Origin of the sequence: Klebsiella sp. S69 (assembly GCF_016516145.1) — a bacterium.
Lineage (GTDB): Bacteria > Pseudomonadota > Gammaproteobacteria > Enterobacterales > Enterobacteriaceae > Klebsiella > Klebsiella oxytoca.
In genome coordinates, this window is record NZ_JACVUU010000008.1 from 40,332 (window position 1) to 67,291 (window position 26,960).

Annotated in this window: 25 protein-coding genes and 1 pseudogene; 15 read left to right on the top strand and 11 right to left on the bottom strand. The window is 59.5% G+C overall.

Features of this window, described 5'->3' with window-relative positions:
* Positions 1-185: 185 nt before the first annotated feature.
* On the bottom strand, positions 186-1,154 hold the full coding sequence (locus IAE27_RS09645; RefSeq protein WP_064351920.1) for a PDR/VanB family oxidoreductase: 969 nt from the start codon (positions 1,152-1,154) through the stop codon (positions 186-188).
* A 13-nt stretch (positions 1,155-1,167) separates the two neighbouring features.
* Positions 1,168-2,205, bottom strand: a complete 1,038-nt coding sequence (gene hpxD / locus IAE27_RS09650) for a molybdenum cofactor-independent xanthine hydroxylase subunit HpxD (protein WP_070557409.1) — start codon at positions 2,203-2,205, stop codon at positions 1,168-1,170.
* A 125-nt stretch (positions 2,206-2,330) separates the two neighbouring features.
* Between hpxD and hpxR the strand changes: the two genes are divergently transcribed.
* Entirely contained in the window at positions 2,331-3,263 is a 933-nt protein-coding gene (hpxR, locus tag IAE27_RS09655) for a LysR family hpxDE operon transcriptional regulator HpxR (RefSeq protein ID WP_070557408.1), read from the top strand.
* Positions 3,264-3,547: 284 nt separating this feature from the next.
* On the opposite strand, the gene hpxO is transcribed toward hpxR, so the two are convergent.
* A complete protein-coding gene (hpxO, locus tag IAE27_RS09660; RefSeq protein ID WP_004100871.1) occupies positions 3,548-4,702 on the bottom strand; it encodes an FAD-dependent urate hydroxylase HpxO in 1,155 nt (384 codons plus the stop codon).
* 346 nt (positions 4,703-5,048) lie between these two features.
* Between hpxO and IAE27_RS09665 the strand changes: the two genes are divergently transcribed.
* From IAE27_RS09665 to uraH, 3 genes are read left to right on the top strand one after another with little or no spacing between them, the layout of a single operon-like run.
* Positions 5,049-6,431, top strand: a complete 1,383-nt coding sequence (locus IAE27_RS09665) for a nucleobase:cation symporter-2 family protein (protein WP_200092351.1) — start codon at positions 5,049-5,051, stop codon at positions 6,429-6,431.
* The gene (gene uraD / locus IAE27_RS09670) at positions 6,409-6,909 is read left to right on the top strand and encodes a 2-oxo-4-hydroxy-4-carboxy-5-ureidoimidazoline decarboxylase (RefSeq protein ID WP_017146163.1); all 501 of its coding nucleotides are present in this window, start codon (positions 6,409-6,411) and stop codon (positions 6,907-6,909) included. Before IAE27_RS09665 ends, uraD begins: the two co-directional genes overlap by 23 nt.
* Positions 6,906-7,232, top strand: a complete 327-nt coding sequence (uraH, locus tag IAE27_RS09675) for a hydroxyisourate hydrolase (protein ID WP_004100883.1) — start codon at positions 6,906-6,908, stop codon at positions 7,230-7,232. Before uraD ends, uraH begins: the two co-directional genes overlap by 4 nt.
* A gap of 147 nt (positions 7,233-7,379) precedes the next feature.
* Here the strand turns inward: uraH and guaD are convergent, their stop codons facing one another.
* Both guaD and IAE27_RS09685 read right to left on the bottom strand, forming a co-directional pair.
* A complete protein-coding gene (guaD, locus tag IAE27_RS09680; RefSeq protein ID WP_032704642.1) occupies positions 7,380-8,699 on the bottom strand; it encodes a guanine deaminase in 1,320 nt (439 codons plus the stop codon).
* Positions 8,700-8,808: 109 nt separating this feature from the next.
* Complete coding sequence (locus IAE27_RS09685; RefSeq protein ID WP_023320685.1) at positions 8,809-10,296, bottom strand: NCS1 family nucleobase:cation symporter-1; 1,488 nt, start codon at positions 10,294-10,296, stop codon at positions 8,809-8,811.
* 143 nt (positions 10,297-10,439) lie between these two features.
* On the opposite strand from IAE27_RS09685, the gene IAE27_RS09690 reads away from it, so the two are divergent.
* The 3 genes and pseudogenes from IAE27_RS09690 (at position 10,440) to puuE (ending at position 12,848) form a co-directional block, all read left to right on the top strand.
* Positions 10,440-11,156 carry a GntR family transcriptional regulator gene (locus IAE27_RS09690; RefSeq protein ID WP_004100889.1) on the top strand — a complete coding sequence of 239 codons (717 nt, stop codon included), beginning with the start codon at positions 10,440-10,442 and terminating at the stop codon, positions 11,154-11,156.
* Positions 11,156-11,875: pseudogene (hpxA, locus tag IAE27_RS09695) on the top strand (allantoin racemase); the annotation flags it as partial. The gene IAE27_RS09690 and the pseudogene hpxA, both read left to right, overlap by 1 nt.
* Positions 11,876-11,915: 40 nt before the next feature.
* Complete coding sequence (gene puuE / locus IAE27_RS09700; protein ID WP_200092357.1) at positions 11,916-12,848, top strand: allantoinase PuuE; 933 nt, start codon at positions 11,916-11,918, stop codon at positions 12,846-12,848.
* Positions 12,849-13,018: 170 nt separating this feature from the next.
* Here puuE and hpxZ read toward each other — a convergent pair whose 3' ends face one another.
* From hpxZ to hpxW, 4 genes are read right to left on the bottom strand one after another with little or no spacing between them, the layout of a single operon-like run.
* Positions 13,019-13,405 carry an oxalurate catabolism protein HpxZ gene (hpxZ, locus tag IAE27_RS09705; protein ID WP_004100894.1) on the bottom strand — a complete coding sequence of 129 codons (387 nt, stop codon included), beginning with the start codon at positions 13,403-13,405 and terminating at the stop codon, positions 13,019-13,021.
* Positions 13,402-14,799, bottom strand: coding sequence for an AtzE family amidohydrolase (locus IAE27_RS09710; protein WP_115239709.1), 1,398 nt, complete (start codon positions 14,797-14,799; stop codon positions 13,402-13,404). The genes hpxZ and IAE27_RS09710 overlap by 4 nt, the downstream gene beginning before the upstream one ends.
* The gene (gene hpxX / locus IAE27_RS09715; RefSeq protein ID WP_004100898.1) at positions 14,796-14,984 is read right to left on the bottom strand and encodes an oxalurate catabolism protein HpxX; all 189 of its coding nucleotides are present in this window, start codon (positions 14,982-14,984) and stop codon (positions 14,796-14,798) included. Before hpxX ends, IAE27_RS09710 begins: the two co-directional genes overlap by 4 nt.
* Before the next feature lie 9 nt (positions 14,985-14,993).
* A complete protein-coding gene (hpxW, locus tag IAE27_RS09720) occupies positions 14,994-16,577 on the bottom strand; it encodes an oxamate amidohydrolase (protein WP_004112028.1) in 1,584 nt (527 codons plus the stop codon).
* A gap of 168 nt (positions 16,578-16,745) precedes the next feature.
* Here hpxW and hpxU point away from each other — a divergent pair, with 168 nt between their 5' ends.
* The 7 genes from hpxU to hpxK all read left to right on the top strand — a co-directional run bounded on the left by hpxU (position 16,746) and on the right by hpxK (position 23,149).
* Entirely contained in the window at positions 16,746-17,585 is an 840-nt protein-coding gene (gene hpxU, locus IAE27_RS09725; protein ID WP_004100902.1) for a MurR/RpiR family transcriptional regulator HpxU, read from the top strand.
* Between the two features lie 215 nt (positions 17,586-17,800).
* Complete coding sequence (locus tag IAE27_RS09730) at positions 17,801-18,586, top strand: transporter substrate-binding domain-containing protein (RefSeq protein ID WP_004100904.1); 786 nt, start codon at positions 17,801-17,803, stop codon at positions 18,584-18,586.
* A 9-nt stretch (positions 18,587-18,595) separates the two neighbouring features.
* Positions 18,596-19,261 (top strand): amino acid ABC transporter permease, encoded by a 666-nt coding sequence (locus IAE27_RS09735; RefSeq protein WP_004100905.1) that lies wholly within the window; start codon positions 18,596-18,598, stop codon positions 19,259-19,261.
* A complete protein-coding gene (locus IAE27_RS09740; RefSeq protein WP_032704835.1) occupies positions 19,261-19,917 on the top strand; it encodes an amino acid ABC transporter permease in 657 nt (218 codons plus the stop codon). The genes IAE27_RS09735 and IAE27_RS09740 overlap by 1 nt, the downstream gene beginning before the upstream one ends.
* Positions 19,898-20,638 carry an amino acid ABC transporter ATP-binding protein gene (locus IAE27_RS09745; protein WP_004100907.1) on the top strand — a complete coding sequence of 247 codons (741 nt, stop codon included), beginning with the start codon at positions 19,898-19,900 and terminating at the stop codon, positions 20,636-20,638. Before IAE27_RS09740 ends, IAE27_RS09745 begins: the two co-directional genes overlap by 20 nt.
* 10 nt (positions 20,639-20,648) lie before the next feature.
* Complete coding sequence (locus IAE27_RS09750; protein WP_004100908.1) at positions 20,649-21,890, top strand: pyridoxal-phosphate-dependent aminotransferase family protein; 1,242 nt, start codon at positions 20,649-20,651, stop codon at positions 21,888-21,890.
* Positions 21,887-23,149, top strand: coding sequence for an allantoate amidohydrolase (hpxK, locus tag IAE27_RS09755; protein WP_023329477.1), 1,263 nt, complete (start codon positions 21,887-21,889; stop codon positions 23,147-23,149). Before IAE27_RS09750 ends, hpxK begins: the two co-directional genes overlap by 4 nt.
* Positions 23,150-23,205: 56 nt before the next feature.
* On the opposite strand, the gene IAE27_RS09760 is transcribed toward hpxK, so the two are convergent.
* Both IAE27_RS09760 and IAE27_RS09765 read right to left on the bottom strand, forming a co-directional pair.
* Positions 23,206-24,915, bottom strand: coding sequence for a pectate lyase (locus IAE27_RS09760; protein ID WP_108703975.1), 1,710 nt, complete (start codon positions 24,913-24,915; stop codon positions 23,206-23,208).
* A 72-nt stretch (positions 24,916-24,987) separates the two neighbouring features.
* A complete protein-coding gene (locus IAE27_RS09765) occupies positions 24,988-25,689 on the bottom strand; it encodes an oligogalacturonate-specific porin KdgM family protein (protein WP_004112033.1) in 702 nt (233 codons plus the stop codon).
* Positions 25,690-26,370: 681 nt separating this feature from the next.
* On the opposite strand from IAE27_RS09765, the gene IAE27_RS09770 reads away from it, so the two are divergent.
* The gene (locus tag IAE27_RS09770; protein WP_024274008.1) at positions 26,371-26,955 is read left to right on the top strand and encodes a helix-turn-helix transcriptional regulator; all 585 of its coding nucleotides are present in this window, start codon (positions 26,371-26,373) and stop codon (positions 26,953-26,955) included.
* Positions 26,956-26,960: the final 5 nt, after the last annotated feature.

Here is a 26,960-nt window from a genome sequence, read left to right on the forward strand (position 1 = left end):
TACTGCATACAACATTCGCCAGCCGCGATGTTTTTCATGTATCGCGATAACGCCTTTACTTCATAAGATTATTGCTTGAGGCAATGGAGCCTGTTAAATCGTACTTATTCGTCATTAACCCTCGGTGCCCCCGCTGGCTTATGATTGATTGTATTACGGGCAGGTCACTGGCCAACGCCGCTGGACTATAAATCAATGCACAAATTCGCTGATCGGCTGCGCGAGCAGCACAGGGCTATCTGCTGCGCGCTGGCGGATTTCTCTGCCTCCGACTGCACGGTATCGCGGTGGTCGACGATGCCTTCAATAACCGGCGTCAGGCAGGCGCCGCAAATCCCCATTTCGCAGGAGAGGGGGACGGCGATGCCGTTCTCCTGGAGGACCTGAGCGATGGTTTTATGCGCGGGTACCGGCCAGCGTTCGCCCGAGGAGGCAAGGATCACGTTAAAGGTGTTTTCCTCTGCGCACGCCGCTGGCGTAGCGACAGGCTGAAAGGCTTCGCTGTGGATCCGCGCTTCCGCCCATCCCTGCGCCAGGGCGACCCGGTGCGCGGCGGCCATAAATCCTGCCGGCCCGCAGAGATATATCGGCTGCCCGGCATGTGCACTATTCAGCGCCGCATCCAGGTTTTGCCTGGCGCTGCGCCCTTCGCTTGAACAGTGAATTACCACGCTTTCGGCGCTAAATCGCTGTTGCAGTTCGCGGATAAACGCCCCGCGCGCGCGGCTCTTAAGATAGTAGTGCAGGGTAAACGGTACGCCTTCTGCCTCCAGCCTTAGCGCCATGGCATACAGCGGCGTAATCCCGATGCCGGCGGCCAGCAGCGTCACCCGCTCCGCCGCCTGCAGAGGGAACAGATTGCGCGGAGGGGAAATCAACAGCGTCTGGCCGGGGCGCAGCTGCTGATGAATGTAGCGCGAGCCGCCGCGGGATGCGCTGTCGAGGGCCACGCAAATCAGATATCCGTCAGCGACGCTATCAGGGCCGGTCAGCGAATACTGGCGGATAATGCCGCACGGCAGATGAACGTCAATATGCGCGCCGGGCTGCCAGGCAGGGAGCGTCTGACCCTCCGGCGCCACCAGCCTGACGGCGAGGCTCTGGCTTCCCTGACGCCAGAGGCCGTCGACAATGACCTGTAATACCTCATTCATAGTGCTGCTCCACTTACACGAGGAAAAAATCGCCGAAGCCCATTTTCTTCAGCCCGCGCCGATAGGCGATGGAGCTGCGGTCGGCAGGAATATGCGCTTCCAGCGTTAAATCCAGCGGCAATCTTTCCGGGTGCTGGGTCTCTACCATCATGCGGTCTTCCTCAAAGACGCGCAGGTTAAAGGCGTGAACGTCTTCCACCGGTACGTGCAGATCGAAATTGCGCGCGATGGGCGCGAACATACGAGTAATGCGCGAGGATACCGGCGAGGCGGCGTTCATAATCACCAGCCTGGCGTCCTCGGGGAAATGAATCGTCAGGGTGGCGGTAAACGGCAAATGCATTTCAAAATGGCGCAGCCACTGGAAGCCTTCCGGCGCGCGAAATTCGGTGCTGGCGGGATAGTTGCCGACTGAACTCCAGTAATCGGCGATAAACCCAAACGCCGTCTCCTGCGGGTTGTAGTCCGGCACCACCTGGTTATTGGGGTCGGCGAAAGTCCCGGTATGGATCCAGGCAAAATGGGCAACATCAAGAAATCCCTCGACCTGGCGACCCGCAAAACCGTTGACCTCAAAAGCCGGGCAGTTGATTTGCTGAAAGCCATCGTCGTGCCAGTGCGGCATCACCGGCAGCGGCATCGGGTCTTGCGGATCGAAGGCCAGGCAGGTCCAGATCAGGCCATAACGTTCTTCTACCGCAAAGCTGGTGAGGTTGAGTTTCGCCGGTACCGGCTGGTCGGGGCTGGAAGGGATACGGTTGCAGCGGCCATCCTCACCGAAGCGCAGGCCGTGGTACGGGCAGACAATTCCCTCTTCATCGTGAAAACCGAGCGTCAGCGGTACGCCGCGATGGGGGCAGACGTCGCGTGCAACGACCACCTGGCCCTTAATACGATAGATGACCAGCTGTTCATCAAGCAGGGTGGCTTTCACCGGGGCGGGGCCAATATCGCAGGCGCGGGCAACCGGGTGCCAGCATTTTGCCAGGCGCAGCCAGTCCTCTGGCGCAAAGGTGCAGTGGGCGGGTGGGGTAGGTTGTGGTCTGTTCATGGCTTCTCTTCCTGCTCACAAAAATATTTGTTTAATTGTTGTGAGTTTATTGTTGCCATATTAGGGTGTTGACATCCATCAGCAAGAATTCATTCAGCTGTTGCAAAAAAGAGAACAGGTCCACGATGAGCCCATTTTCACGTTTCGCTATCTATTTTACCGAAGTGGCGCGCAGCGGTAGCCTGCGGCGGGCCGGGGAGAAACTGCATATTTCCGCTTCGGCTATCAACCGGCAAATTCTGCAGGCGGAAGAGGATTTCGGCACGCCGCTGTTTGAGCGTCTGCCGGAGGGGCTACGCATGACCACCGCCGGCGAGCTGCTGTACGACAATCTGCTGCGCTGGCAAAAGGAGTTTCAGCTGACGCGGCAAAAGTTTGATGAGTTGCAGGGGCTTAAACGCGGCTCCGTCAGCCTCGGCATGGTGCAGGCGCTGGCGGAAGGGAGCTTTGCCGCCGCGCTGGCGGACATTATCAGCAGCTGGCCATGGCTGGAACTGGATCTGCAGGTGGCGGATAGTCATAGCGTCAGCCAGAAGGTACGGCAGGCGGATCTCGATTTCGGTCTGATTCTCGATCCCGAAGGCCAGGCGGGGCTTAGCGTGCTGGCCTTTGCCGAACTGGAGATGGGGGTGGTGATGTGTCCGGATCACCCTCGGGCGCAGGCTAAGATGCTGTCTTTGGGTGAGCTAAGCGAGGAGCGGCATATTCTTCCCGGCGCGCCGCTGATCGTCCACGAGCGGGTCGCGATGCTCTATCGCCATTATGATTTTTCCCCGACGAACAGCATCAGCTGCAACGATATTCGGTTGATTAAGTCGCTGGTGCTTAAAGGCGGCGGCGTGACCCTCCTCAGCCGTCTGGACGTGCTGGAGGAGATCGCGCTCGGCCAGCTGGCATTTGTCCCGCTGCGCAACCGTCTGCTGCGGCCGCTTACCCTGGCTCTGTGCGCCGCGCCATCGCGCCAGCTTTCACGTCCGGCGCAGATGGCGATCCAGAAGCTGACCACGGTGATGGAGGCGATACAGGGCGGGGCAGCGGCTTCCCTCCCGTCTGCGTAATCTGCCCGGCCTGCAATTCTCTGCGGCCAGCTTCCCCGGTGGCGCTGCTGTATGACCGGGCTACAGGTTCCCCGGCGTCTGCGATCCGGTAGCCCGGACAGGCGCGCAGCGCCGCCTCCGGGACGGTGTCGGGGTGATGCATCGGCGTGGCTTCTTCCCGGCTCGCGCTGCGCTTAGCCGGGCTACGAGCTGACCGGGGCTACGGGTTCCCCGGCGTCTGCTCACCGGTAGCCCGGCTAAGGCGTTTACGCCGCGAGCCGGGAAGGGCGCTGATGCCGGGATCTTTACCCCAGCGGGCCGCCCTGAATGGTTTCGCACAGGCCGTTGATAATTCGCTCTCCGGTTTCGGATTTCAGCTCCTGATACCAGGCTTCCGTCAGCGCCATATCTTTACCGTGGGTCACATCGCAGCGTTTACGCGCCTTCAGCACCAGGTCGCGCACCCGGTCGCAGCGCTGCGCTTCGTACTGACGCAAAACCCCGCTGATATCGCGGCTCTGGCTGAACAACTCCCCCAGCACCACCGCATCCTCCAGCGCCGCGCAGCCCCCCTGGCCGATATCCGGCGTGGTGCTGTGTCCGGCATCGCCCAGTAGCGCAACTCTGCCGCGAACCAGCTTGGCGAACGGTTCAATATCGTGGATTTCAATACGGTTGGTGGTCTGCGGGTCGAGGGCGGCGATCAGCTTCTGCACCTGCGGCGCCCAGCCGCTGAAATAGCGGCTGAGATCCGCCCGCAGGGTGCTGCGGTCCTCGGCCAGCCCCGCCGGGAGCGGGACATCAAAGAAAAAGTAAAATCGCCCCCCGGAAACCGGCATCAGCGAAACGCGTTTCCCTTCTCCGACGAAGGTCGTCCACTGATTGCCGGGCGCAATCGCTTCATCAATATCGACCAGACCGTTCCAGTTAACGTAGCCCGCGTAGCGGCGTTCCGGCGTATAGCCGAGCACGTGCGGGCGTAGCGCTGAATGGCTGCCGTCGGCGGCAATCAGAAAATCGCCCTCTGCCATCGATCCGTCGGTAAACCAGACCCGAACGCCGTCGGCGTTTTCTTCGCAGCGGGTAACGCGTTTACCAAACTGCACTGCCTCCCGTCCCCAGAATTTGAGCATTTCGCGCTGCAATTCGGCGCGGGAAACCGGACAGGGGCGTCCGCCGGTGCGCGCAATCAGCGGAGCGAGGCTAAATTGAGTCAGCGTCTCTCCCCGCAGATACTCCTTGTAGGCCAGAAAATGCATCGGTCCGCCGTAGTTTTCGATAATATCGCCCATGCCTAAATGCTTCATGCATTTAACGCCGTTAGGCCAGATGGAGATGGCCGCGCCCACCGGTTTGATTTCTTTCACCGCTTCAAACACTTCACAGTGGATACCGGCATTTTTTAATGCCACCGCCGCGCTCAGGCCGCCGATTCCGCCGCCGATCACTAATGCTTTCATTTCCTTCTCCTTTACATACGTCGTTATTGGCTTGAGCAATTTGCGTACCACTTTGGCGCAGGCGCTGATTTCGCCGATTCGGGCTCCCCGCTACCGTGCGGTTGCACAACGTTGGTGCGCAGAGCGGCTTTTATTGCCTTTTTATGAATCAATAATTTCTAAATTTGCAATTGAGAATCTAATGTTTCATAGGCGCGCCGAGGTCATATAGCGGGAACGTCGCGAAAATGATGTGTTATCTGTTTGAAAAAAATGAATAAAATTAAATGTTGCTCAGATGTGAGTGAGTTTGGCCTGTTTTGTGCACCCGTTCCCGCACGCTTATTCGCAACGGGATGAAACGATCATGTCAGATGAAAAAAACGGCGGCTTACTGTACGGCCTTGAGCAGCGGATCCCGCCGCTCCCGGCCTTTTTTAGCGCCTTACAGCACGTACTCGCCGGGCTGGTAGGCATTATTACGCCGCCGCTGATTATCGGCGCGGCGCTGGGGCTGGGGGAGTGGCTGCCCTATTTGATCAGCATGTCCCTGCTGGCTTCCGGCATCGGCACTTTCCTGCAATCCAACCGCCTGTGGGGGATCGGCGCGGGCATGATCTGTATGCAGGGAACCAGCTTTGCGTTCCTCGGGGTGGCGATTGCCGGCGGTATGTGGGTAAAAGGGCAGGGCGGCACGCCGCAGGATATTATGGCCATGCTGTTTGGCGTCAACTTTGTCGCCGCGCTGGTGCCCTGCCTCGTCAGCCGCTTTATTGAACCGCTGAAGCGTATTTTTACCCCGGTGATTACCGGCAGCGTAATTGCGCTGATCGGCATTAGCCTGATCAAAGTCAGCGTGATCAACTGGTGCGGCGGTGAGCAGGCTAAAGCCTTTGCCAGCACGAGCAATATTGCCCTCGGCGCGGTTACGCTGGGAACCATCGTTCTGCTGAGCTGTGCGAAAAACCGCTGGCTACGCCTCTCGTCGGTGGTGGTGGGGATGGCCGTCGGCTGTGCGGCGGCGGCGCTGAGCGGCTCGTTCCAGCTTAAAGGCGTCGGCGATGTCTGGTTTCGCTTACCGCAGCTGTTCCCGTTTGGTTTCCAGTTCAACAGCGCCATTTTTTTGCCGATTGCCCTGGTGTCGCTGGTGTGCATTCTTGAGGCGGTGGGCGACCTGACGGCCAACTGTCTCATCTCTCAGCAGTCGATAGATAACGAAGCCTTCCGTTCACGGCTGAAAGGCGGCATTCTGGCTAATGGCATCAGCTGCATGGTGGCGGCGATGCTGTGCGCGTTCCCCAATACGACCTTTGCGCAAAACAACGGCGTGATTCAGATGACCGGCGTCGCCAGCCGCTACGTTGGCCGCTACATCGGGGTGATTTTGATTCTGCTGGGTTTGTTTCCGCCGTTCGGCGAGATACTGCGCCAGATCCCGGCGCCGGTGCTGGGCGGCGCGACGATGGTGATGTTTGGCTGCGTTGTGGCGGCGGGGATCCGCATTATCATCCAGAAACCGCTGACCCGCCGCGATATGCTGATCGTCGGTCTGGCCTTTGGTTTTGGTCTCGGCATTGAAGCGGTCCCGGCGTTTCTGACCCACTTCCCGCCGATCGTCGGCAACCTGTTCGGTTCCGCGGCGACCAGCGGCGGGCTGGTGGCGATTGTCCTGAATCTGATTATCCCGGAAGAGAAACCGGCCGCGGCGGCGGCCACAAGGAGTACTGATGATCGCGCTGAATCACTTTAATCAGCTGAGCGGCGAACAGGCCGTCGCCGTGCTGGAACCCTGCGTGGCCGTCTCTGGCTGGGCGGCCACGCTGGCAGCCGGTCGGCCATGGCGCAGCCGCGCGGAACTGCTGGACGCCGCCCAGCGGCTGATGGCAGGTTGGGGGGAAGCGGAGCTGGCTGAGGCGCTGAACGCCCATCCGCGTATCGGCGAAAAGCCCACCGGGCAGCAGGCCCATGCGGCGCTCTCCCGCCAGGAGCAGGGGAGCGTTGATGACCGTGATGCTGCGCTGGCGCAGGCGCTGAAAGAGGGTAACACCCGCTACGAGGCGAGGTTTGGCCGGGTCTTTTTGATTCGCGCCAAAGGGCGCAGCGGGGAGGAAATCCTGGCGGCGCTGTCGCGTCGGCTGCACAACAGCGATAGCGCAGAAGTACGGGACGCGTTAGCCCAGCTAGGCGAAATTACCTTGTTAAGACTGAAAGGAGCGATTGGCGAATGAGCACCTTAAGCACCCATATTCTCGATATTTCCACCGGCCGACCGGCGCAGGGCGTAAAGATTACGCTGGAGTGCGAAGGCGCGCAGGTTGCCTGCGGCGTCACCGATGATAACGGCCGCATTGGCGAACTTGGTGCCGGGCCGCTGGCGCCAGGACATTACCGGTTAAGCGCGGAAATTGGCGCGTGGTTTGCCGCCGGCGGGCGCGAGACGCTCTACCTGAGTGCGCAGATTGATTTCGTCATCCGCGAGGAGGCTGATGAGCACTATCATTTACCGTTTTTAATTGCCCCCGGCGGCTGGTCCACCTATCGCGGCAGCTAAATGGCCCCGGCGGCGCTACGCCTGGCAGGGCTACAGGTTCTGAATTTCCCCGGAGGCGGCGCTGCGCGCCTGTCCGGGCTACGAGTTCGGCACTGCCTGTGGTCTGGCAGCCCGGACAGGCACAACGTGCCGCCTCCGGGAAAGGGACTACTCCGCAGCCGCATCTCCCCATACGCGCTCGCCGTTCACCCACGTCTCGCTGATATTACGCTCATCGCCCAGGGTCATCAGGACGAACAGCTGCTCATAGATATCCTTGCAGCGCCCGCCGCGTAACCTTTGCAGCGGCGTGACCGCCGGGTCGATAACCACAAAATCGGCCTCTTTACCGGGCTGGAAATTACCAATCTTCTCATCAAGGCGCAGGGCGCGCGCGCCGCCGAGGGTCGCATGGTAAAACGCTTCGCTGGCGCGCAGACGATAGCTTTGCAGCTGGCTGACCTTATACGCCTCGCCGAGGGTGCGCAGCATACTGAAGGTGGTGCCCGCGCCAACATCGCTACCGATACCCATCCGCACCTTGTTCTGCCAGCAGGCCGGTAAACGAAACAGCCCGCTGCCGAGGAACAGGTTTGACGTCGGGCAGAAGGCCAGCGCCGAACCGGTCTCGTGCAGGCACTGCCACTCCGCATCCGCCAGATGAATACCGTGGGCAAATACGCTGCGCTCGCCGGTCAGTCGATAGTGATGATAGACATCCAGATAGTGTTCATGCTCCGGCCAGAGGCTTTTAACCCACGCCACTTCATTGAGGTTTTCGCTCAGGTGGGTATGCAGCCAGGTATCGGGAAACTCTTCCCGGAGCTGCTGCACCGCCGCCAGCAGCTCCGGCGTTGAGGTCGGCGCGAAGCGCGGCGTAATGGCGTATCCCAGACGGCCGCGCTGGTGCCAGCGCTGAATCAGTTCGCGGGTTTGCCGGTAGCTCTGCTCCGCGCTTTCGCTCAGATATTCCGGTGCGTGGCGGTCCATCATCACTTTCCCGGCGATCAGGCGCATATTGAGGCGCAGCGCTTCGTTAAACAGGGCATCCACCGATTCAGGGTGCAACGTACAAAAGACCAGCGCGGTGGTGGTGCCGTGGCTCAGCAGCTGGTTGACAAAAAATTGCGCGATCTCCGCGGCGTAGTCGGCATCGGCAAACTGGCTCTCCACCGGAAAGGTATAGGTGGTGAGCCACTCCAGCAGCTGCTCACCAAATGCGCCGATCATCTCGGTTTGCGGATAGTGGACGTGGGCATCGACAAAGCCCGGCAGCAGCAGCTTACCGCGCAGGTCGCGATAGCCCTTCTGCGGGTGCAGAAAGCGTTCGCCCTCCTGCCACGGCAGCAGCGCCTGAATGCGTCCGTCGCGAAGAAACAGCACGCCATCCTCCAGATAGCGCGCCTGGCGGGCGATATCGTCGGCGCTCTCGGCAACCTCGGCGATATCGAAAAATGCGCCGCGAACCGCGGCATGGTAGTCAAACATCATAGCTGCCCTGTGGGTAAGCGAAAGGATAGGTGGATAGAGCAAGATTGATGCCAGGTTGTGCGGGCGGAAAGTCGCCGCGACGTGACGCCGCGGCGGGGATGCAGGGTTACTCTTTCTGGGCGAGAGGGCTGAAACCAGCGGTGGCGCCGACGCGTTCGTCGCGGGCGATCCAGCGATAGGCCGCGCCGCTCAGGAAGACGCCGATAAACCAGCTAAAGTTAGCCACTTCGTGCAGGGCCGGAATAAAGCTGATGATCAGGCCAATGGCGACGGAGGGCACCAGCGCGGCGATCGCTTTCGGGTTAAAGCCGTTGCGGTACCAGTACTGGCCCCTGGGCGTGTCGTCAAACAGGTCGTTAACGGAAACCTGCCCGCGCTTAATGATGTAAAAATCCACGATCAGGATGCCGAACAGCGGGCCGATAAACGCCCCCAGCACGTCGAGGGTGTAGTGGATCAGCTCCGGCGAGTTAAACAGGTTCCACGGCGTCAGCAGAATAGACCCTACGGCGGCAATCATCCCGCCGGTGCGGAAGCTGATTTTCTGCGGCGAACAGTTAGAGAAATCGAAGGCCGGAGAGACAAAGTTGGCCACAATATTAATCCCGATGGTGGCGGTGATCATGGTCAGCAGGCCAATGGCGACCGCCAGGTCGTTGCCTACGCGGCTCACGGTCTCAATCGGGTCGGTGATCATGCGGCCAAACAGCGACTGCGTGCCGGAGACAATCACCACGGTCACGATGGAGAACAGCAGGAAGTTAAACGGCAGGCCCCAGCGGTTGCCGCGGCGGATCTCGCCCATGCTTTTGCCATAGCGCGAGAAATCGCCAAAGTTGAGCAGCGGGCCGGAGAAGTAGGAGACCACCAGCGCGGTGGCGGTGATCATCTGCCAGGTCTGCTCCCCGGCGCTCAGCGATTTGCTGGCGAGGGTAAAGGAGATCCCGTCAAAACCGGTTTTGTATACAATCCATCCCGCCAGCGCCAGCATCACCACGTAGACCGCCGGGCCGGCGATATCGATAAAGCGCTTGATGGCGTTCATCCCGTGCCAGAACACCATCGCCTGCAGCAGCCACATGGTGGCGAAGCAGAGCCAGCCCAGATGCGACAGGCCCAGGAAGCTGGATGCGGTGAGGGTCGACAGCGACGGCCAGAACTTCAGCAGCACCAGCATCAGCGCGTTAGCGGCGAGATAAGTCTGAATACCGTACCACGCGAAGGCGATAAGCCCGCGGATCACCGCCGGGATATTAGCCCCAAAGACGCCGAACGCCTGACGACAGATCACCGCGTAGGGCACCCCCGCCATCTGGCTGGGCTTTGCCACCAGGTTAGCGCACAGCTGAACGATACAAATTCCCACCAGCAGGCACAGCAGCACCTGCCAGCTCGCAAGACCAAGCGTAAAGAAGCTCGCCGCCACCACGTAGCCTCCCATGCTGTGCACGTCCGACATCCAGAAAGAAAAGATGTTGTACCAGCTCCAGTTCTGGTCGCGCGTCGGCGCCAGATCCTCATTGCAAAGCCGTGGGCTGTATCCAGCGTGGGGATCAGCGGCCTTAACCTGATGCATCGCTTGTGTATTTGGCATGAAACCTGCTCCTGTAAATGAACACCCGTTGAAATGGATTGCTGGTGTCGTTGCAGGATTTGGGCCAAATAGTTAATTTTGTATACAAGAAATCAGTTTTATGTATACGATTCGGTGTCAAAAAGTAAAATTTGGAGTGGTTAATGAACAACCAACAACGGCTGCAGGCCGCGCCAGAGCTGCATGACAAAGACGAGTCCATCTTTCAGGCGCTGATGACCGCTATCGTCGAGCATCAGCTACCGCCGGGCAGCAAACTGCCGGAGGAGGCGCTGGCGGAGGTGTTTGGCGTGAGCCGTACCGGGATCAGAAAAGTGCTACAGCGACTCGCAACCGTGCAAATGGTCATCCTGACGCCCAAACGTGGTGCACAGGTTGCCAGCCCGACGGTTGAAGAGGCGCAGGCGATCTTCCGTACCCGCGCGCTATTGGAAGTGGCCAACCTGCCGGATGTGCTGGCCCGCTGTCAGCCGCCGCACCTGGCGGCGCTGGAAGCCATCACCCGCCAGGAACAGCTGGCCCACGAAAGCCATGACGGCCCGGCGGCGATTCGCTATTCCGCCGAGTTTCATATTCAGCTGCAGGCGATCTCCGGCAATCAGGTGCTCACTGAGATGGTGACCCGCCTGAGCCAGCGCTCTTCATTAGTTATCGCGGCGTGGGGATCGCCGTGGCGGCAGGGCTGCCGCTGCGACGATCACGAACGGCTGATCCAGCTGCTGCGCGATAAAACGCTGCAGCCCCTGAGCGACGCCTTAAGCCACCATTTTGAACATATTGTCGCCAGTCTCTGCTTTGAGCGTTCTGGCGTGACCCTGCCTGATTTTGCCCGGCTGTTTGCCGGCTATAAGGAGCCGTAATGGCCGCCGTTTGTATACAAGTGATCAATCCCAACACCAGCCTGGCCATGACGGAAAGCATCGGCGCCGCCGCGCGGGCGGTGGCCGCGCCGGGAACCGAGATTCTGGCGGTCTGCCCCGGCGAAGGGGTGCCCTCGATAGAGGGCCACTTTGATGAAGCCATCGCCGCTGTCGGCGTGCTCGAGCAAATTAAGGCCGGTCGCCAGCAGGGCGTTGATGGTCATGTCATCGCCTGCTTTGGCGACCCCGGGCTGCTGGCGGCGCGCGAGCTGGCGCAGGGACCGGTGGTGGGAATCGCCGAAGCGGCGATGCATATGGCGACGCTGGTGGCCACCCGTTTCTCCATCGTGACCACGCTGCCGCGCACCCTGATCATCGCCCGTCATCTGCTGCACCAGTACGGTTTCCATCACCACTGCGCCGCCCTGCACGCCATTGATTTACCGGTGCTGGCGCTGGAGGACGGTAGTGGTCTGGCGCAGGAGAAGGTGCGCGCGCGCTGTATTCAGGCGCTAAAGGAGGACGGCTGCGGGGCTATCGTACTGGGATGCGGCGGGATGGCGACGCTGGCTCAGGAGCTGACCCGCGAGCTGCGCGTACCGGTAATCGATGGCGTCAGCGCGGCGGTCAAAATGGTTGAGTCGCTGGTGGCGTTAGGCCTGTCGACCAGCAAGCAGGGCGATTTAGCCTTTCCGGAAAGCAAGGCGTTGAGCGGCAAATTTCAGGCATTAACCCCGTTTTAAATGAAAGAGGTGGCAGATGGTATTTTTGGCAGAAGATTACCCGCGCGACCTGCGCGGCTACGGCGGACAGCCGCCGCACGCGCGGTGGCCGAACAACGCGCGCATCGCCGTGCAGTTTGTGCTGAACTATGAAGAGGGCTCGGAAAACCACGTGCTGCACGGCGATGCCGGTTCTGAACAGTTTCTGTCCGATATTATCGGCGCCGCCAGCTATCCTGACCGGCATATGTCGATGGATTCGCTGTATGAGTACGGCAGCCGCGCCGGTTTCTGGCGCATCCATAATGAGTTCAGCAAACGGGGATTGCCGTTGACCGTGTTCGGCGTCGCGATGGCGCTGGCGCGGCATCCCGAGGTGGTCGAGGCGATTAAGAGGGCGAACTATGACGTGGTCAGTCACGGCTGGCGCTGGATTCATTACCAGAATATGCCTATCGAGCAGGAGCGGGAGCATCTTCATAAAGCCGTGCAGGTATTAACCGACCTGTTTGGCAAACCGCCCACCGGCTGGTATACCGGGCGCGACAGCCCCCATACCCGCCAGTTGGTGGTGGAGCACGGCGGTTTTGATTACGACAGCGACTATTATGGCGACGACCTGCCGTTCTGGAGCGAAGTGGCCTGTAGCGACGGTTCGCGTAGGCCGCACCTGATCGTGCCTTATACTCTCGACGCTAACGATATGCGCTTCGCCACTGCCAAGGGGTTCAATACCGCCGAGCAGTTTTATACCTATTTAAAAGACAGCTTCGATGTGCTGTACGCGGAGGGGGCCAGCGCGCCGAAGATGATGTCCATCGGTATGCACTGTCGTTTGCTGGGGCGCCCGGGCCGCTTCCGGGCGCTGCAGCGCTTCCTTGATTATGTGCAGCAGCACGACCAGGTTTGGGTCTGTACCCGTCAGCAGATTGCCGACCACTGGCGCGACGTTCATCCGTTCAGGGGGTAAAGTCGTTCCCCGGGTAAGCGCAGCGCAACCCGGGAGCATCGCGCAGAGTGGCCGTATTTCCCGGAGGCGATGCTGCGCATCTGTCCGGGCTACCGGATCGCAGACGTTTGCGGACCCGTAGCCCGGGTAAGCGCAGCGCAACCCGGGGGATACCGGGAAATGCGCAGGGCTTAACTCATCAAACTGACCTGAGCGGCGACGATGCGCCAGCCAAAGGGGAAGCGTACCCAGGTCTGCTGCTGGCGACCGATGCGCTCGCTGCCTGCGCGGGTGAATTCGGTGCTACACACCGCGTAATCCTCGCCAAAGGTGGTGATGATGGTATGCCGCAGCTCGCGCTGCAAACCCGCTGCCGGACGGGCGGCGCGAAAGGCGCGGATTTCATCGATGCCGTAAAGATTTTCCCCGGCCCCCAGCCGCACCGTGCGCTTATCGTGCCAGAACAGCTCATCCAGCACCGCGATGTCGTTGCTCACCAGCGCTTCCTCATAGCGGTAAAACGCCGCCGTCACCTCGGCGAGAACCAACGGGCGATTAATCTGTTCTGGGCTCATCATGCGGCGATCTCCACCGGGCGGGCGTCGGTGATGCCCATCTCTTCCAGCGCCCGCGCCGCGCGCAGACAGGCTTGTTCATTAAAGGGCGCGGCAATCAGCTGCAGGCCAATCGGCTGACCGTTCGCCGTGCGCAGCGGCACCGTGACGACCGGCAGGCCAAGGAAGGAGATGGGCTGGGTCAGCATCCCCATGCTGGCGCGAATCGGCAGCAGCTGGCCGTTAATCTCCATGGTCTGCGCGCCGATGAGCGTCGCGCTGCACGGCGTGGCCGGGGCGATTAGCACATCGGCATGAGCGAACAGGCCTTTGAACGCCTGCTGCGCATAACGGCGAAAGCGCTGAGCCTGGAGATACCAGGCGGAGGGGATCATCGCGCCGGCCAGCAGCCGCTCGCGGGAGTTCGGCTCAAAACGTTCGGGCTGGCTCCGCAGCGCGGGCAGGTACTGGTTACCGCCCTCGGCGGCGCTGATAATAAACGCCGCCGAGCGGGCCAGTTCGGCCTCCGGGAATATCAGCTCCTCATGCGCCTCAAGGGCGTGGGCAACGCTGGCAACCGCCGCACGGGCATCGTCATCACACCATGTCGTAAAATAGCCGCCGAGCGCGGCGCAGCGCAGGCCATCGAGACCACGCGGCAGCAGATTAGCCGTACGCTCGCTGGCTTTATCGGCCTGAAAACCATCGCTCGGATCGCGCCCCTGCAGCGCATCGTAAACTGCCGCAAGATCGCCGACGCTGCGGGCAAAAGGACCGATATGGTCAAGGCTGGCGACAAAAGGATGACTGCCGGAGCGCGACAGGCGGCCAAAAGTGGGCTTAAGGCCAAAGATCCCGCACAGCGAGGCCGGGACGCGAATGGAGCCGTTGGTATCGCTGCCCAGCGAGAAATTCACCAGCCCGGCGGCCACTGCGGCTGCCGACCCGCCCGAGGAGCCGCCGGCGATCTGTGAAAGATCGTGCGGGTTATGCGTCGCCCCGTAGTGGCTGTTTTCCGTGGTAAAACCGTAGGCGTAGGCATCCATATTTAGCATGCCGGATAATAATGCGCCCGCGCTGTGCAGCTGGCGCACCGCCCAGCTGTCGGCTACGGCGGCAGGGCGATCGCTCAACAGCTGCGCCCCGGCAAGGGTGGTATGGCCGGCGACATCGAACAGATTTTTCACCGCGTAGGGAACGCCTGCCAGTGCGGGCAGGGGCTTTTTTTCCCGCCGCAGGGTGTCGATGTTCTCCGCCTCAGCCAGCATGCGCTTTTCGCTGACGTGGGTCCAGGCGTTGATCTGCGGGTTAACGCGAGCGATATTCTCCAGCGTGTGGCGGGCGATCTCTTTGGCGCTGAGTTCGCCGGTGGCCAGCGCGCGCTGGATTTCGTGAATGGTCATTTCAGGCAGCTTCATGCTTTATAGACTCCGGCGATTTCGACGCGCTCGTCGAGGGGAAAGGCCATCAACGGCCCGGCCATGGCGGCAATGCGGCTAAACTGCACTCTGAGTTCTGCGCGCCGCGTATCGTCCAGCTCCAGCGCCAGCAGCTGTTCCATTTGCGAGAGCCAGGCGTCCCATTCATTCTGCGATGTTGTCATTATCAGCTCCTAATATCCGGCGGCGGAGCCGTTGCTGCGCGGATCGCTGGCCCCCTCAAACAGGCCGTTGGGATGACGTACAATCGCTCCCGCATGGCCCATGGCTTCGCTGAAATCGGCCAGCACTTCAACCTCGTGCCCCAACTGACGCAGGCGGTCAACGCTTTCGGCGCTGAAGCGGCCCTCCAGCTTGAGCGAGTCGGAAGTCTGCCCCCAGGTGCGCCCCAGCAGCCAGCGCGGTCGGGTGATGCTTTCCTGCAGCGGCGCGTTTTGCATGACGTAGCGGGTGAAGATAGCGGCCTGGGTTTGCGGCTGGCCGTCGCCGCCCATGGAGCCGTAAACCATCACCCGGCCATCGTTCAGCTTTGCTGCTGCCGGGTTGAGGGTGTGAAACGGCTGTTTACCGGGCGCCAGCGCCAGCAGGTGGCTCGGGTCGAGGCTGAACGATGCCCCGCGGTTCTGCCAGACAATGCCGCTCTCCGGCAGCACCACGCCGCTGCCGAATTCGTGGTACAGGCTTTGGATAAAGGAGACCGCCAGCCCGCTTTTATCGATCACCCCCATCCAGACGGTATCGCCCGGGCCTTTACCTGCGCCCCACGGAGCCGCCCGCTGGTCGTCGATGTTATCCGCCAGCGGCTGCAGCGCCGCCGGTGTCAGCAGGCTCTGAATATCAACATCAAGGTGGCGCGGATCGGTGATGTGCGCGTCGCGCAGGCCGAAGGCCAGCTTGGTCGCCTCCACAATACGGTGGACGGTCATCGCATCGTCGGCGTCGGCCATCGCCAGCCTGTCGGTGATGCCGAGGATCGCCAGCGAAACCAGCCCCTGAGTCGGCGGCGCGAGGTTCCACAGTTCGCCGTGTCGATGCGCCAGCCTGAGCGGCTGGGGGCGGCGAGCGCGATGCTGCTGCAGGTCGCTAAGGGTGACGGGCAGTCCGTACTTTTCCATCCCGCGGGCCAGCTGCTCCGCCAGCGGCCCGCGATAGAAGCTATCCAGGCCTTCTTCGGTTAATCGGCGCAGGGTGTTCGCCAGCGCCGGCTGCAAAAAGCGGCTCCCGGCCTTCGGCGGCTGGCCGTCCACCAGAAAGGTTTCAGCGAAGCCGGGCTGGTCGCGCAGTTCACTGAATTTATCGGCGCTCGCGCTGGCCTGCGACGCGGTAACCGGGATACCGTTCGCGGCGTAGCCGATGGCATCTTCCAGCAGACGCGTGAGCGGCAGGGCCGCGCCGGTTAACTCGCGCGACACCTTAAGCGCTTCGTCCCAGCCGCTGACGGTGCCCGCCACGGTCAGCGCCGCCTGCGGACCGCGATGGGGGATCTGCGCGAGGCCGGCGTAGGCCTGTGGTGTCGCCAGCGAACCCGCCGCGCCGCTGGCGTCAATGGCGATGGGGTCGCCCTCGGGCGGCACGATAAGCCAGAAACCATCGCCGCCGAGGCCGTTCATATGCGGATAAACCACCGCAATGGTCGCGGCGGCGGCGACCATGGCTTCGATGGCGCTTCCGCCTTCGCGCAGTACCGCCAGCGCGCTTTGGCTGGCCAGATGATGGGGGGCGACCGCCATCCCGTGGGCAGCAACATGACTTTGCATGAATTTTCCTCAATTAAGCGACTCGTCCGCTGAGGGTTGCAAAAGCTGTTCCATATCTGAACGTAAAGTTTCACCTGTTGCCGACAACGCGCTTTTTTGGCGGGACTGGCATGCATTATGAATGCGGATACGGTTATGATGCGGTGAAACGAAAGTTACAGAGGTCTTATGCAACAGCTTGATGAACGACTGAAAGAGCAGTACCCGTCATTATCGCCGCAGGAGCAGCGGGTGGCGGATTTTATTTTCGATCATTTTGATGACCTGATTAGCTACAACAGCGCAGAGCTGGCGCAGCTTAGCGGCGTGTCAAAAGCCACGGTCAGCCGGCTGTTCAAGCGCCTGGGCTATGAGAAGTATAAGGATATGCGCGATGAGCTGCGTACCCTGCGCCAGAGCGGTATGCCGCTGACCGACAATCGCGATGCGGTACAGGGCAATACTCTGCTGGCGCGCCACTATAAACAGGAGATGGCCAACCTGACACAATGGGTTAACGCGCTGGATGTTCAGCAGTTCGCCGAGGCGATTCAGGCGCTGGTCGCCGCCCGGCGTATTGTGATTGTCGGCATGCGTAATGCTTATCCTGCGGCGCTGCATCTGCGTCAGCAGCTACTGCAGGCGCGCGGGCAGGTACTGGTGCTGCCGCAGCCCGGACAAAGCCTGAGCGAGGAACTGGTGGATCTCAGCGCCGACGACCTGGTGGTGGTGATGGCATTCCGCCGCCGCCCGCGAATCATTCGCCCTCTGCTGCAGCAGCTACAGAGCAGCGATATTCCGGTGCTGCTGATGTGCGAGCCGCAGGCCCACGGTCTGTTTCCGCTGGCGCGCTGGCGGCTTTGCGCGCCGCTGGATAGCGTGTCGGCCTACGACAGCTACGCGTCGGTCAACAGCCTGATCAATCTGCTGTCGAACGCCTTTTTGCACGAAATTCTCGATAAAGGTCGCCCGCGCATTCACGATATTGCCACGCTTTATCAGCAGCTGGATGAGCTGGAACAGCGATGATGGGGCGCCAGCGTGGTGCTTTGCATGGTTTTGGTGCGATGAAATATGCAGGAATCAGCGCCGCTGGTTCCTCTTTACTCTTCTCTTTCTCTTGTTTTACTGGCCTTTAAGCGAAGCGTTGCCGATGGCGAAGTGCATAAATTTATCTGGCACATTAGTTGCAAAAGTGACTTTAAAGAATCTTTTGTTTCATGCTAACGTAACGGGTAAATATCATGAAGAAACTGTTGATCGCGCTGGCCGGGGCCGCTTGTCTGTTAACCCACCTCTCGGCGGCGAAAGCTGACCAGCTGCAGGATATCGAAAAACGCGGCGTGATCCGCATTGCGGTGCCGCAGGATTTCCCGCCGTTTGGCTCGGTGGGCACCGACCTTCAGCCGCAGGGCTACGACATCGATATGGCGCGCTATCTTGCCAAAGAGATGAAGCTCAAGCTGCAGCTGGTACCGGTGACCAGCGCCAATCGCGTGCCTTATCTGCAAACCGATAAGGTAGATCTGGTGATTTCCAGCCTGGGTAAAAACGCCGAGCGCGAGAAGGTGATCGATTTTAGCCGGGCCTACGCGCCGTTCTTTCTCGGCGTATTTGGCGCGAAAGGCGCTGAGCTGAAAGACCCGGCGGCGCTGAGCGGTAAAAGCGTTGGCGTAACCCGCGGCGCGGTGGAAGACATGGTGCTGACCAGCGTGGCGCCGAAAGAGGCGCAGATTAAGCGTTACGAAGACAACAACACCACGCTGTCGGCGTACCTTTCCGGTCAGGTGCAGTATGTGGCTACCGGTAACCTGGTGGTGGCGGCCATCGCCCGGCAGAACGCCGATAAAGCGCCGGTGCCGAGCTTTATGCTGAAAGATTCGCCGTGCTTTATTGGTCTGAAAAAGAACCAACCGGCCCTGAAGGCGAAAGTGGATGCGTTGATTGAGCAGGGGGTAAAAGACGGCACTCTCAACGGCCTTTCCGAGAAATGGCTGAAAGCGCCGCTGCCTGCCAGCCTCGGCGCATAAGGTCCGGGCATGACGGAGCAACTTCATTTCTCTGCGCTCTGGCCGCACTGGCCGGAGCTGCTGGCGGGGCTGTGGGTGACCATCCAGCTAACGGTACTGGCGACGCTCGGTGGCCTGACGATTGGCATCTTCGGCGCCGCCATCCGCAGCGGGCGGCCCACGTGGTTCAGCCGGATTTGGGGCGGGTATGTCGAATTGATTCGCAACACGCCATTTGTGGTACAGCTGTTTTTTATCGTCTTCGGCTTACCGAACCTGGGGCTAAAGATGACGGCGGGCGAGGCCGCGCTGCTGGCGATGGTGGTCAATCTTGGGGCCTACAGTACCGAGATCGTGCGCGCCGGTATTCAGGTCACGCCGAAGGGGCAGTGGGAAGCAGGGCGCGTGCTGGGGCTGACCCGGACGCAGACCTTTATTCAGGTGATTCTGCCGCCTGCGCTGCAGCGCATTTATCCGGCGCTAGTGAGCCAGTGCATCATCGTCATGCTCGGTTCGTCGGTAGTGTCGCAGGTCTCTTATGAAGAGCTGACCTTTGCCGCTAACCTGATCCAGTCGCGCACCTTCCTCAGCTTTGAGGTCTACCTGGTGACGACAGGAATTTATTTGGTGCTGTCGATAACGATGCGCCAGCTGCTGATGGCGGCAGGACGAAAATGGCTGGGGGTGCAGGCATGATGACCACCTTTACCGATTGGGACATTGTTCGCAATCTGCTGCTGGCCGGGCGCTGGACGGTGCTGCTGTCGCTGGTGGCGTTTCTCGGCGGCGCGCTGGTCACGCTGCCGCTGCTGCTGCTGCGCATGACCGGCGGGCGCCAGATAAAGCGCCTGATCCGCGGCTATGTTGAGCTGTTTCAGGGAACGCCGCTGCTGATGCAGCTGTTTCTTGCCTTTTTCGGCGTGGCGCTGTTCGGCATCGACGTTTCGGCGTGGACCGCGGCATCGCTGGCGCTGACGCTGTATACCAGCGCGTTTTTGCTCGATATCTGGTTTGGCAGCATCCGCGCGCTGCCAAAAGGGCAGTGGGAAGCATCGCGCTGTCTGGGGCTGAGCTTTGGCCAGACGCTCTATCGGGTCGTTGCGCCGCAGGCGCTGCGGATCGCCATCGCCCCGACGGTGGGGTTTGCCGTGCAGGTGATTAAGGGCACGGCGCTGGCGTCGATTATCGGCTTCGTTGAGCTGACCAAAGCGGGCACCATGTTGACCAACGTGACGTATCAGCCGTTTAAAGTCTTCGCGCTGGTGGCGCTGGGCTATTTCATTCTGTGTTATCCGCTGTCCCGCTACAGCCGTTATCTGGAGAACAAATTCAATGCCTCTCATCACCATTAATCAGATGCAGAAGTATTACGGCGATAATCACGTGCTCAAGGGCGTCGATCTGGATATCGATATGGGCGAGGTGATCTCGATTATCGGCCGCAGCGGGTCCGGCAAAAGTACGCTGCTGCGCTGCATCAACGGCCTGGAAGGCTATCAGGATGGCAGCATTAAGCTCGGCGGGATGACTATTACCGACCGCGACTCGCAGGCGCGGGAGATCAGCCGCTCTATCGGCATGGTGTTCCAGAACTTTAACCTGTTCCCGCATATGACGGCGCTGGAAAACGTGATGCTGGCGCCGCGTCGGGTGCTGAAGAAGAGCGCCGCCGAGTGTCGGGAGCTGGCCCAGCGGATGCTGGAAAAGGTCGGGCTTGGCGACCGGCTGGATTACTACCCGTCCAGTCTTTCCGGCGGTCAGCAGCAGCGCGTGGCGATTGCCCGTGCGCTGGCGATGTCGCCAAAAGTTTTACTCTGTGACGAGATCACCTCGGCGCTGGATCCCGAGCTGGTTGGCGAAGTGCTTAAAGTGCTGGAGCAGCTGGCGGCGGAGGGCATGACGCTGATTCTCGTGACCCATGAAATGAATTTTGCCCGCGAAGTGGGCGACCGCGTGGTGTTTATGCATCAGGGGCGCGTCTGGGAGCAGGGGGACAGCAAAACGCTGTTCGCTAACCCGCAGACCAGCGAACTGAAGCAGTTTATTTCATCCGTGCGCGGCTTAAATCAATAAGGAATCAAAAATGGACATGACACAGTTTCCGCAACTCAATCCGCCGGCGCGTCTGCTGATGGGGCCAGGCCCGATTAACGCCGACCCGCGCGTGCTGCGCGCCATGTCGAGCCAGCTGATCGGCCAGTACGACCCGGCGATGACCCATTATATGAACGAAGTGATGGCGCTCTACCGCGGCGTATTTCGTACCGAAAACCGCTGGACGATGCTGGTGGATGGAACCTCAAGGGCCGGGATTGAGGCGATCCTGGTTTCGGCTATTCGACCGGGGGACAAGGTGCTGGTGCCGGTATTTGGCCGCTTCGGCCATCTGCTGTGCGAAATCGCCCGCCGCTGTCGGGCGGAAGTGCACACCATTGAAGTGCCGTGGGGTGAGGTGTTTACTCCGGACCAGGTGGAGGATGCCATCAAACGTATTCGTCCACGCCTGCTGCTGACGGTGCAGGGCGACACCTCCACCACGATGCTGCAGCCGCTGGCGGAGCTGGGGGAGATCTGCCGCCGCTACGACGTGCTGTTTTACACCGACGCCACCGCTTCGCTGGGCGGCAATCCGCTGGAAACCGATGCCTGGCAGCTGGATGCGGTCTCGGCGGGGATGCAAAAATGCCTCGGCGGCCCGTCCGGCACCTCGCCGATTACCCTCAGCGCGCGCATGGAGGAGGCGATTCGCCGCCGCAAATGCGTCGAAGAAGGGATTCGCACCGATGCCCACCGCGACGGCGACGAGGAGATGATCTACTCCAACTATTTCGATCTCGGCATGGTGATGGACTACTGGGGACCGGAGCGCCTTAACCACCATACCGAGGCCACTACCGCGCTGTTCGGCGCCCGCGAATGCGCGCGTCTGATCCTCCAGGAGGGGCTGGATAACGGCATTGCCCGCCATAAGCTGCACGGCGATGCGCTGCTAAAAGGCATTCAGGCGATGGGGCTGGAGACCTTCGGTGACCTGAAACACAAGATGAACAACGTGCTTGGCGTCGTCATCCCACAGGGGATAAACGGCGACCAGGCACGCAAGTTGATGCTGGAAGATTTCGGCATTGAAATCGGCACTTCGTTCGGCCCGCTGCACGGCAAAGTGTGGCGTATCGGCACCATGGGCTACAACGCGCGTAAGGATTGCGTGATGACCACGCTCAGCGCGCTGGAGTCGGTACTTAACTATCTCAAATTCCCGACCACTCAGGGCGCCGCGATGCAGGCCGCGTGGGATCACTATCGCAGCGAGAGCGCGCAATGAGTCAAGCACAACGCCAGCAGGCGGATATGCAGCAGGCTGCGGCCCGGGTGTTGGCCCGCGCCGATGAGCTGGCGGCGATCAGCGAAACGCCGGACGCCCTGACCCGGGTTTATCTCTCCCCACAGCATCTTGCGGCTAACCAGCGGGCGGCGCTGTGGATGACCCAGGCCGGGATGACCGTCTGGCAGGACAGCGTCGGCAATATTTGCGGTCGCTATGAGGGTGAGCAGGAGGGCGCGCCGGCCATCCTGCTGGGGTCGCATCTTGATACGGTGCGCAACGCCGGGCGCTATGACGGTATGCTCGGCGTCCTGGCGGCGATTGAGGTAGTGCATCGCCTGCATCAACAGGGGCGACGGCTGAAAAAAGCCATTGAGATTGTCGGCTTTTGCGATGAAGAGGGGACGCGTTTCGGCATTACGCTGCTTGGCAGCCGCGGGCTGACCGGTACCTGGCCTGAAAGCTGGCTGGCGCAGACCGATGCCGATGGCGTCAGCGTGGCGCAGGCGATGGTGCTGGCCGGGCTGGATCCGGCGCGCATTCACCTGGCCGCCCGCAGCCAGGAGGAGATCGCCGCGTATCTGGAACTGCATATCGAGCAGGGGCCGTGCCTGGAGCAGGAAGGACTGGCCTTAGGCGTAGTGGAAGCGATTAACGGCGCGCGTCGGCTGAACTGCCGCTTTACCGGCGAGGCGGGACACGCCGGGACCGTACCGATGAGCCATCGGAAAGATGCGCTGGCCGCCGCCGCCGAGTGGATGGTGCTGATAGAGTCTCTGACCCGCGAGCAGGGCGGAAACCTGGTCGCCACGGTGGGCACGCTGCGCTGCGCACCCGGCGCGGTTAACGTTATCCCCGGCGACGTTACGCTTACTCTGGATATTCGCGGACCGCACGACCAGCCGCTCGAGGCGCTGCTCGAGACGCTGCTGACGGGGGCACAGGCGATTGCCGCCCATCGCCAGCTGCAGTTTAGCGCGGAAGAGTTTTACCGCATTGCCGCCACCGCCTGCGATAGCGGATTGCAGCAGGTACTGAGCGAGGCGGTGCAGGCGGTGCAGGGGCGTTCGCTGACCCTGCCGAGCGGCGCCGGACATGACGCTATCGCCATGGCTGAACGTTGGCCGTCCGCGATGCTTTTTGTCCGCTGTAAAGGCGGCATCAGTCATCATCCTGCCGAGTCGGTCACCGCCGACGATGTGGCGCTGGCGATTGAGGCCTATTTTCGCGCGGTGACGGCGCTGGCAGCCGGGAAGTAAGCGCCGGGCTGTCCCGTCGCGGTACGGTCCCCCACCGGTGGCGATGGGGGCCAGTTTTATTTTTTGCCGTTCGGTTTCAGCTGCTCACCGGGTCTGAGCCTGAACAGCTCGTCATCTCGGGTGGAGTAGCGCACGGTTCCGTCAGCCATCCGATAAGCGCCTTCCGTGAATCCAGCGCCGTTCAGGAACGGAGCGACCGCGTCCGGCGTGTTGCGGAAGGCGGCTTCCAGGGCGAGAAGCGCATAGGGGGCGATACTATCGATACTGGCATATTCGGCCTCAGGATCATCGACAAAAAAGCCGTTGAGGCGCTGCTTGTTGATGATGTTCGCGCCGATGCGATCCGCCAGCGTCAAATAATCCCGCTGCCCGGTGGCCTGCCACAGGTCGATAAGCGCGAAAATCGCATACGGCTGATGGTTCTCCGTTTGGCTATTCAGCCTGCGGTTTGCGCCGCCGGGTTCACCGATATCGCCTAACCCCTGGCCTTTCGCGATGCCGCGGGTGACCTTCCAGATGGCATCATCCGGTTCAAGCGTCCAGGCGCGGGCATAGGAGAGAAGAAATTCATTTCCCGCCGGATAGGCTTTGAGTACCGTCCCTTTTTTTCCATAATAGCCATCGCGTTTTAACGCGTAGTCGGAGAGATCCGTGCCGTTGGCCAGTATCGGGCGGAAGGTATTATTCTGCTCATCGTAAGCGTAGGTCGCGAAGGCCTTGAGGCCATCAAGAGTCCATTTTTTGAGATCGTCACCGTCTTTGCCGAGCGATTTTGCCAGGGCAAGCTGCATCAGCGCATTTTCTGAATAGAGCGTACTGGTTCGGCCCTTAAGCAGCATATTGCCTTCCAGCGCGTCCGGGCCCAGTTCCGGGCCAAACTGACGCTGCGCGCGGTCGCCGTATTTCGAATGCGTGTCGCTGTCATCGCTGGTATCGGCGCGTTTTAACGGTTGGGTAAACTGGTATACGCCCAGCCCGGTCTTCTTATCTCGCGGCAGAACGTACTGTTCGGCCAGCCGTTTTGCCCACGTCAGTGCGCCAGCGTCACCATCGTATTGATACAGCAACGATGCGGAGTAGATCAGGTCGTTGCCGGCATTGAGAAAGCTCAGACCTTTGGTGGCGAAAAAGGGCGGCTGTTGGACAAAATCACTTTGCCAGAGTGCGCCCATCGGTTTGCCGTACTCCCCGTGGCGGCTGGTTTCCAGCGTTTTCCAGTCGTAAACATGGGCATTCCAGAAAGCCTTGATAAAGCGCGCGGTCGCCTGGTCATCGACGGCAAACATCATGTCGTAATAGGGATAGGCATTCTTAAGTTCATGAACCCGCTCTTTTTCACTTGGGCCTTGAGGCTGCAGCGTTTTTAAATCAACAAAACGATGCCCTCCCCATAGCAGCAGCCCGCTCGCATCCTGATAGTGGTCAAAGTAGTAGCGTATATTCTCCGCGACCCGCTGTTTATATTTTGTTTCGCCGGTCAGGTTGCTTAACCCTACCAGCACCCGCATCAAGTTTTGCTGGGCGGAGAAGTTCGACAGCACGGTCACTTTACCGTCCGGAAATACCCATTCCATTTGTTTGCCGGTGCGTGGGTCCACGCCATTAGCCAGCAGGGGAGAGTGATGCCCGTACCGATCGCCTGCTTTGTCCAGCACGACGTCGGCGAACTGCTTTACGCTGCTCAGACGCTCGTTCTCCTGGGCACCCGCATTCAGTGAGAAGAGACTCAGAACGCCCAATGCCAGGGTGATTTTTGCAATCTTCATTATTTTCCTCTTAATGAAAATAAGGGTTTAATTAAACCCTTATTTATTTTCTATCTGACTGACAGGACGTTATCAGAAGGAATATTTCACGCCAACGCGATAACGCGTTTGGCGTTCATCGGTGGATTTACTACCGGAAACGTTGCCGATGGCCATATAAGGAGACCAGTTTTTATCAAGTTTATAGGTCAGCTTAAAATCATGGGTCCAGTCATAGCTTTCGTTATCCGCTAAAATAACCCCGGCAGAGTTGGCTTTTTTATAGTCCAGCTCATAATCCAGTTGATAATCTTTGAGGAATTTCCAGGAAATAACGCTGGTCAGATTATAGCCGTTCTCCGAGGTGTCTTTAGACGTGCCAATATTGCCTGAGTTGCGCTTGTAGTAAGGGCGATAGCGCAATGAGGCGCTGAGATCGTCGGTCAGATTCGCTTTACCGCGCAGATAGGGCCGATAGTTATTTGAGGACGAACTGGTATCCAGAGAGAAGCCGGGCTCAATCTGGAAGGTCTTATTTATTTTATGCACATAGCTCGCCACCACTTCGGTGCCGTTACTCACGGTTTCATCATAGGCTTTATTTTTATCTTGCGAACCTTTCCATTTTCCTTCCAGCGATAAGCCAAAGCCATTGGCAAAACGGTGAGACATCAACAGGCGATCTTTATGATTGTTACCGGCTTTGTCATTCGTTTCATGACGATAATCAAAGGTCACCGCGTGAGCAGCAATACTGATGAAAGGAATTGTGACTAATAATAATGAGCGAAACATAGGGTGCCTCTACTTTTTTTATTTTCCAAAGGTACAAGAAATGACCTGCCGTAAAGCAGGCAGAACGATACAAATGAAATTTTTAAATGGTTGTGTGGTGCCGGGTGCCTCCCGGTGAATCAGGCGCTGACTTCCTGATCCGTCTATAAAAACGAAACGTCGATGAGGGTATTCCTCTATTCAGCATGACCCCGCCGCTTAGGGGGATTCACCACACATTATTCTTTATTCCCCGGTGATGACGAGTTTGTACTGCTTGTGATTTTATTGAAAATAACTTTTACACAAAATGAAATGATGTTTTGAGATCAAGATCTGAATATTTAAAAGAGTGATTAAATAATTTTTATGACATTTATAAAGATAATCCTAAAGAAAATTAACATTTATAATCATGGGGTTGCGGTGTTTTTGGTGTTTTATTTCTGGTCTATGCACGGCTTTAATTGAATTAACGGTAATCTTATTCCTATATTTTTAAGGGTTTATTTTGTTAAAAATTAAAAAATATTCCGGCGGTATCAATGGTTAAATCGGGGCTAATGCTTGCGATGTGCTTTAGTTAAACGAAAGCTAAACGGATAGGCTCGCGGTATTGATCTGCCTGACTGACGACATAACACTCACAAAAGCGCGTCCATGTGGAAGGATAATAAAAGACGGTGACCTCGGGGCTACAAGATGACCATTTATGGAAAGGATCGTGTATTTATTTATGGAGTAGAAAAGATACTGCAGGCGCTTAGCGATGAGGCGGGAACGGAGGCAGAGAGCGATGCGGCCTGCATGTACGTCACCCATGGGATGGATATTCAGGAGATCTATGCTCTTTTCTTCCGCCACCCGCCGGAGCACTACGCCATCTTCATCACCTCCGAACGCCATTTTGAGGCGATCAACCGCCTGTTTCCGGGCCTGTTAAAGCTCTGTTTAGCTGAGCGGTTGACGGTAGACGAGCTGCATCAGGCGTTAAGGGTGATGCGCCTGTTCTCGGCGCAGAACCAAAGCGTGGCCTATCTGCCCGCCAGGTTGAATTTTACCCATGCCGAGCGACAGATTATGCGGCTCAGTTTGCGCGGCCATTCTCTGGATGATATTGCCCGTATCCGTGGGGTTAGCCCCTCTACGGTCAGCGTCCAGCGTACCCGGCTGATGAAGCGTATGGGAACCAAAAGCCTGCAGGAGCTATGCTCCCTCTATGCGGCAATGCGCGCCAGCGATCGCTCACGCACTCCGGCTAAGCTGAATGAGGATCGCGGTTATTGATTAAT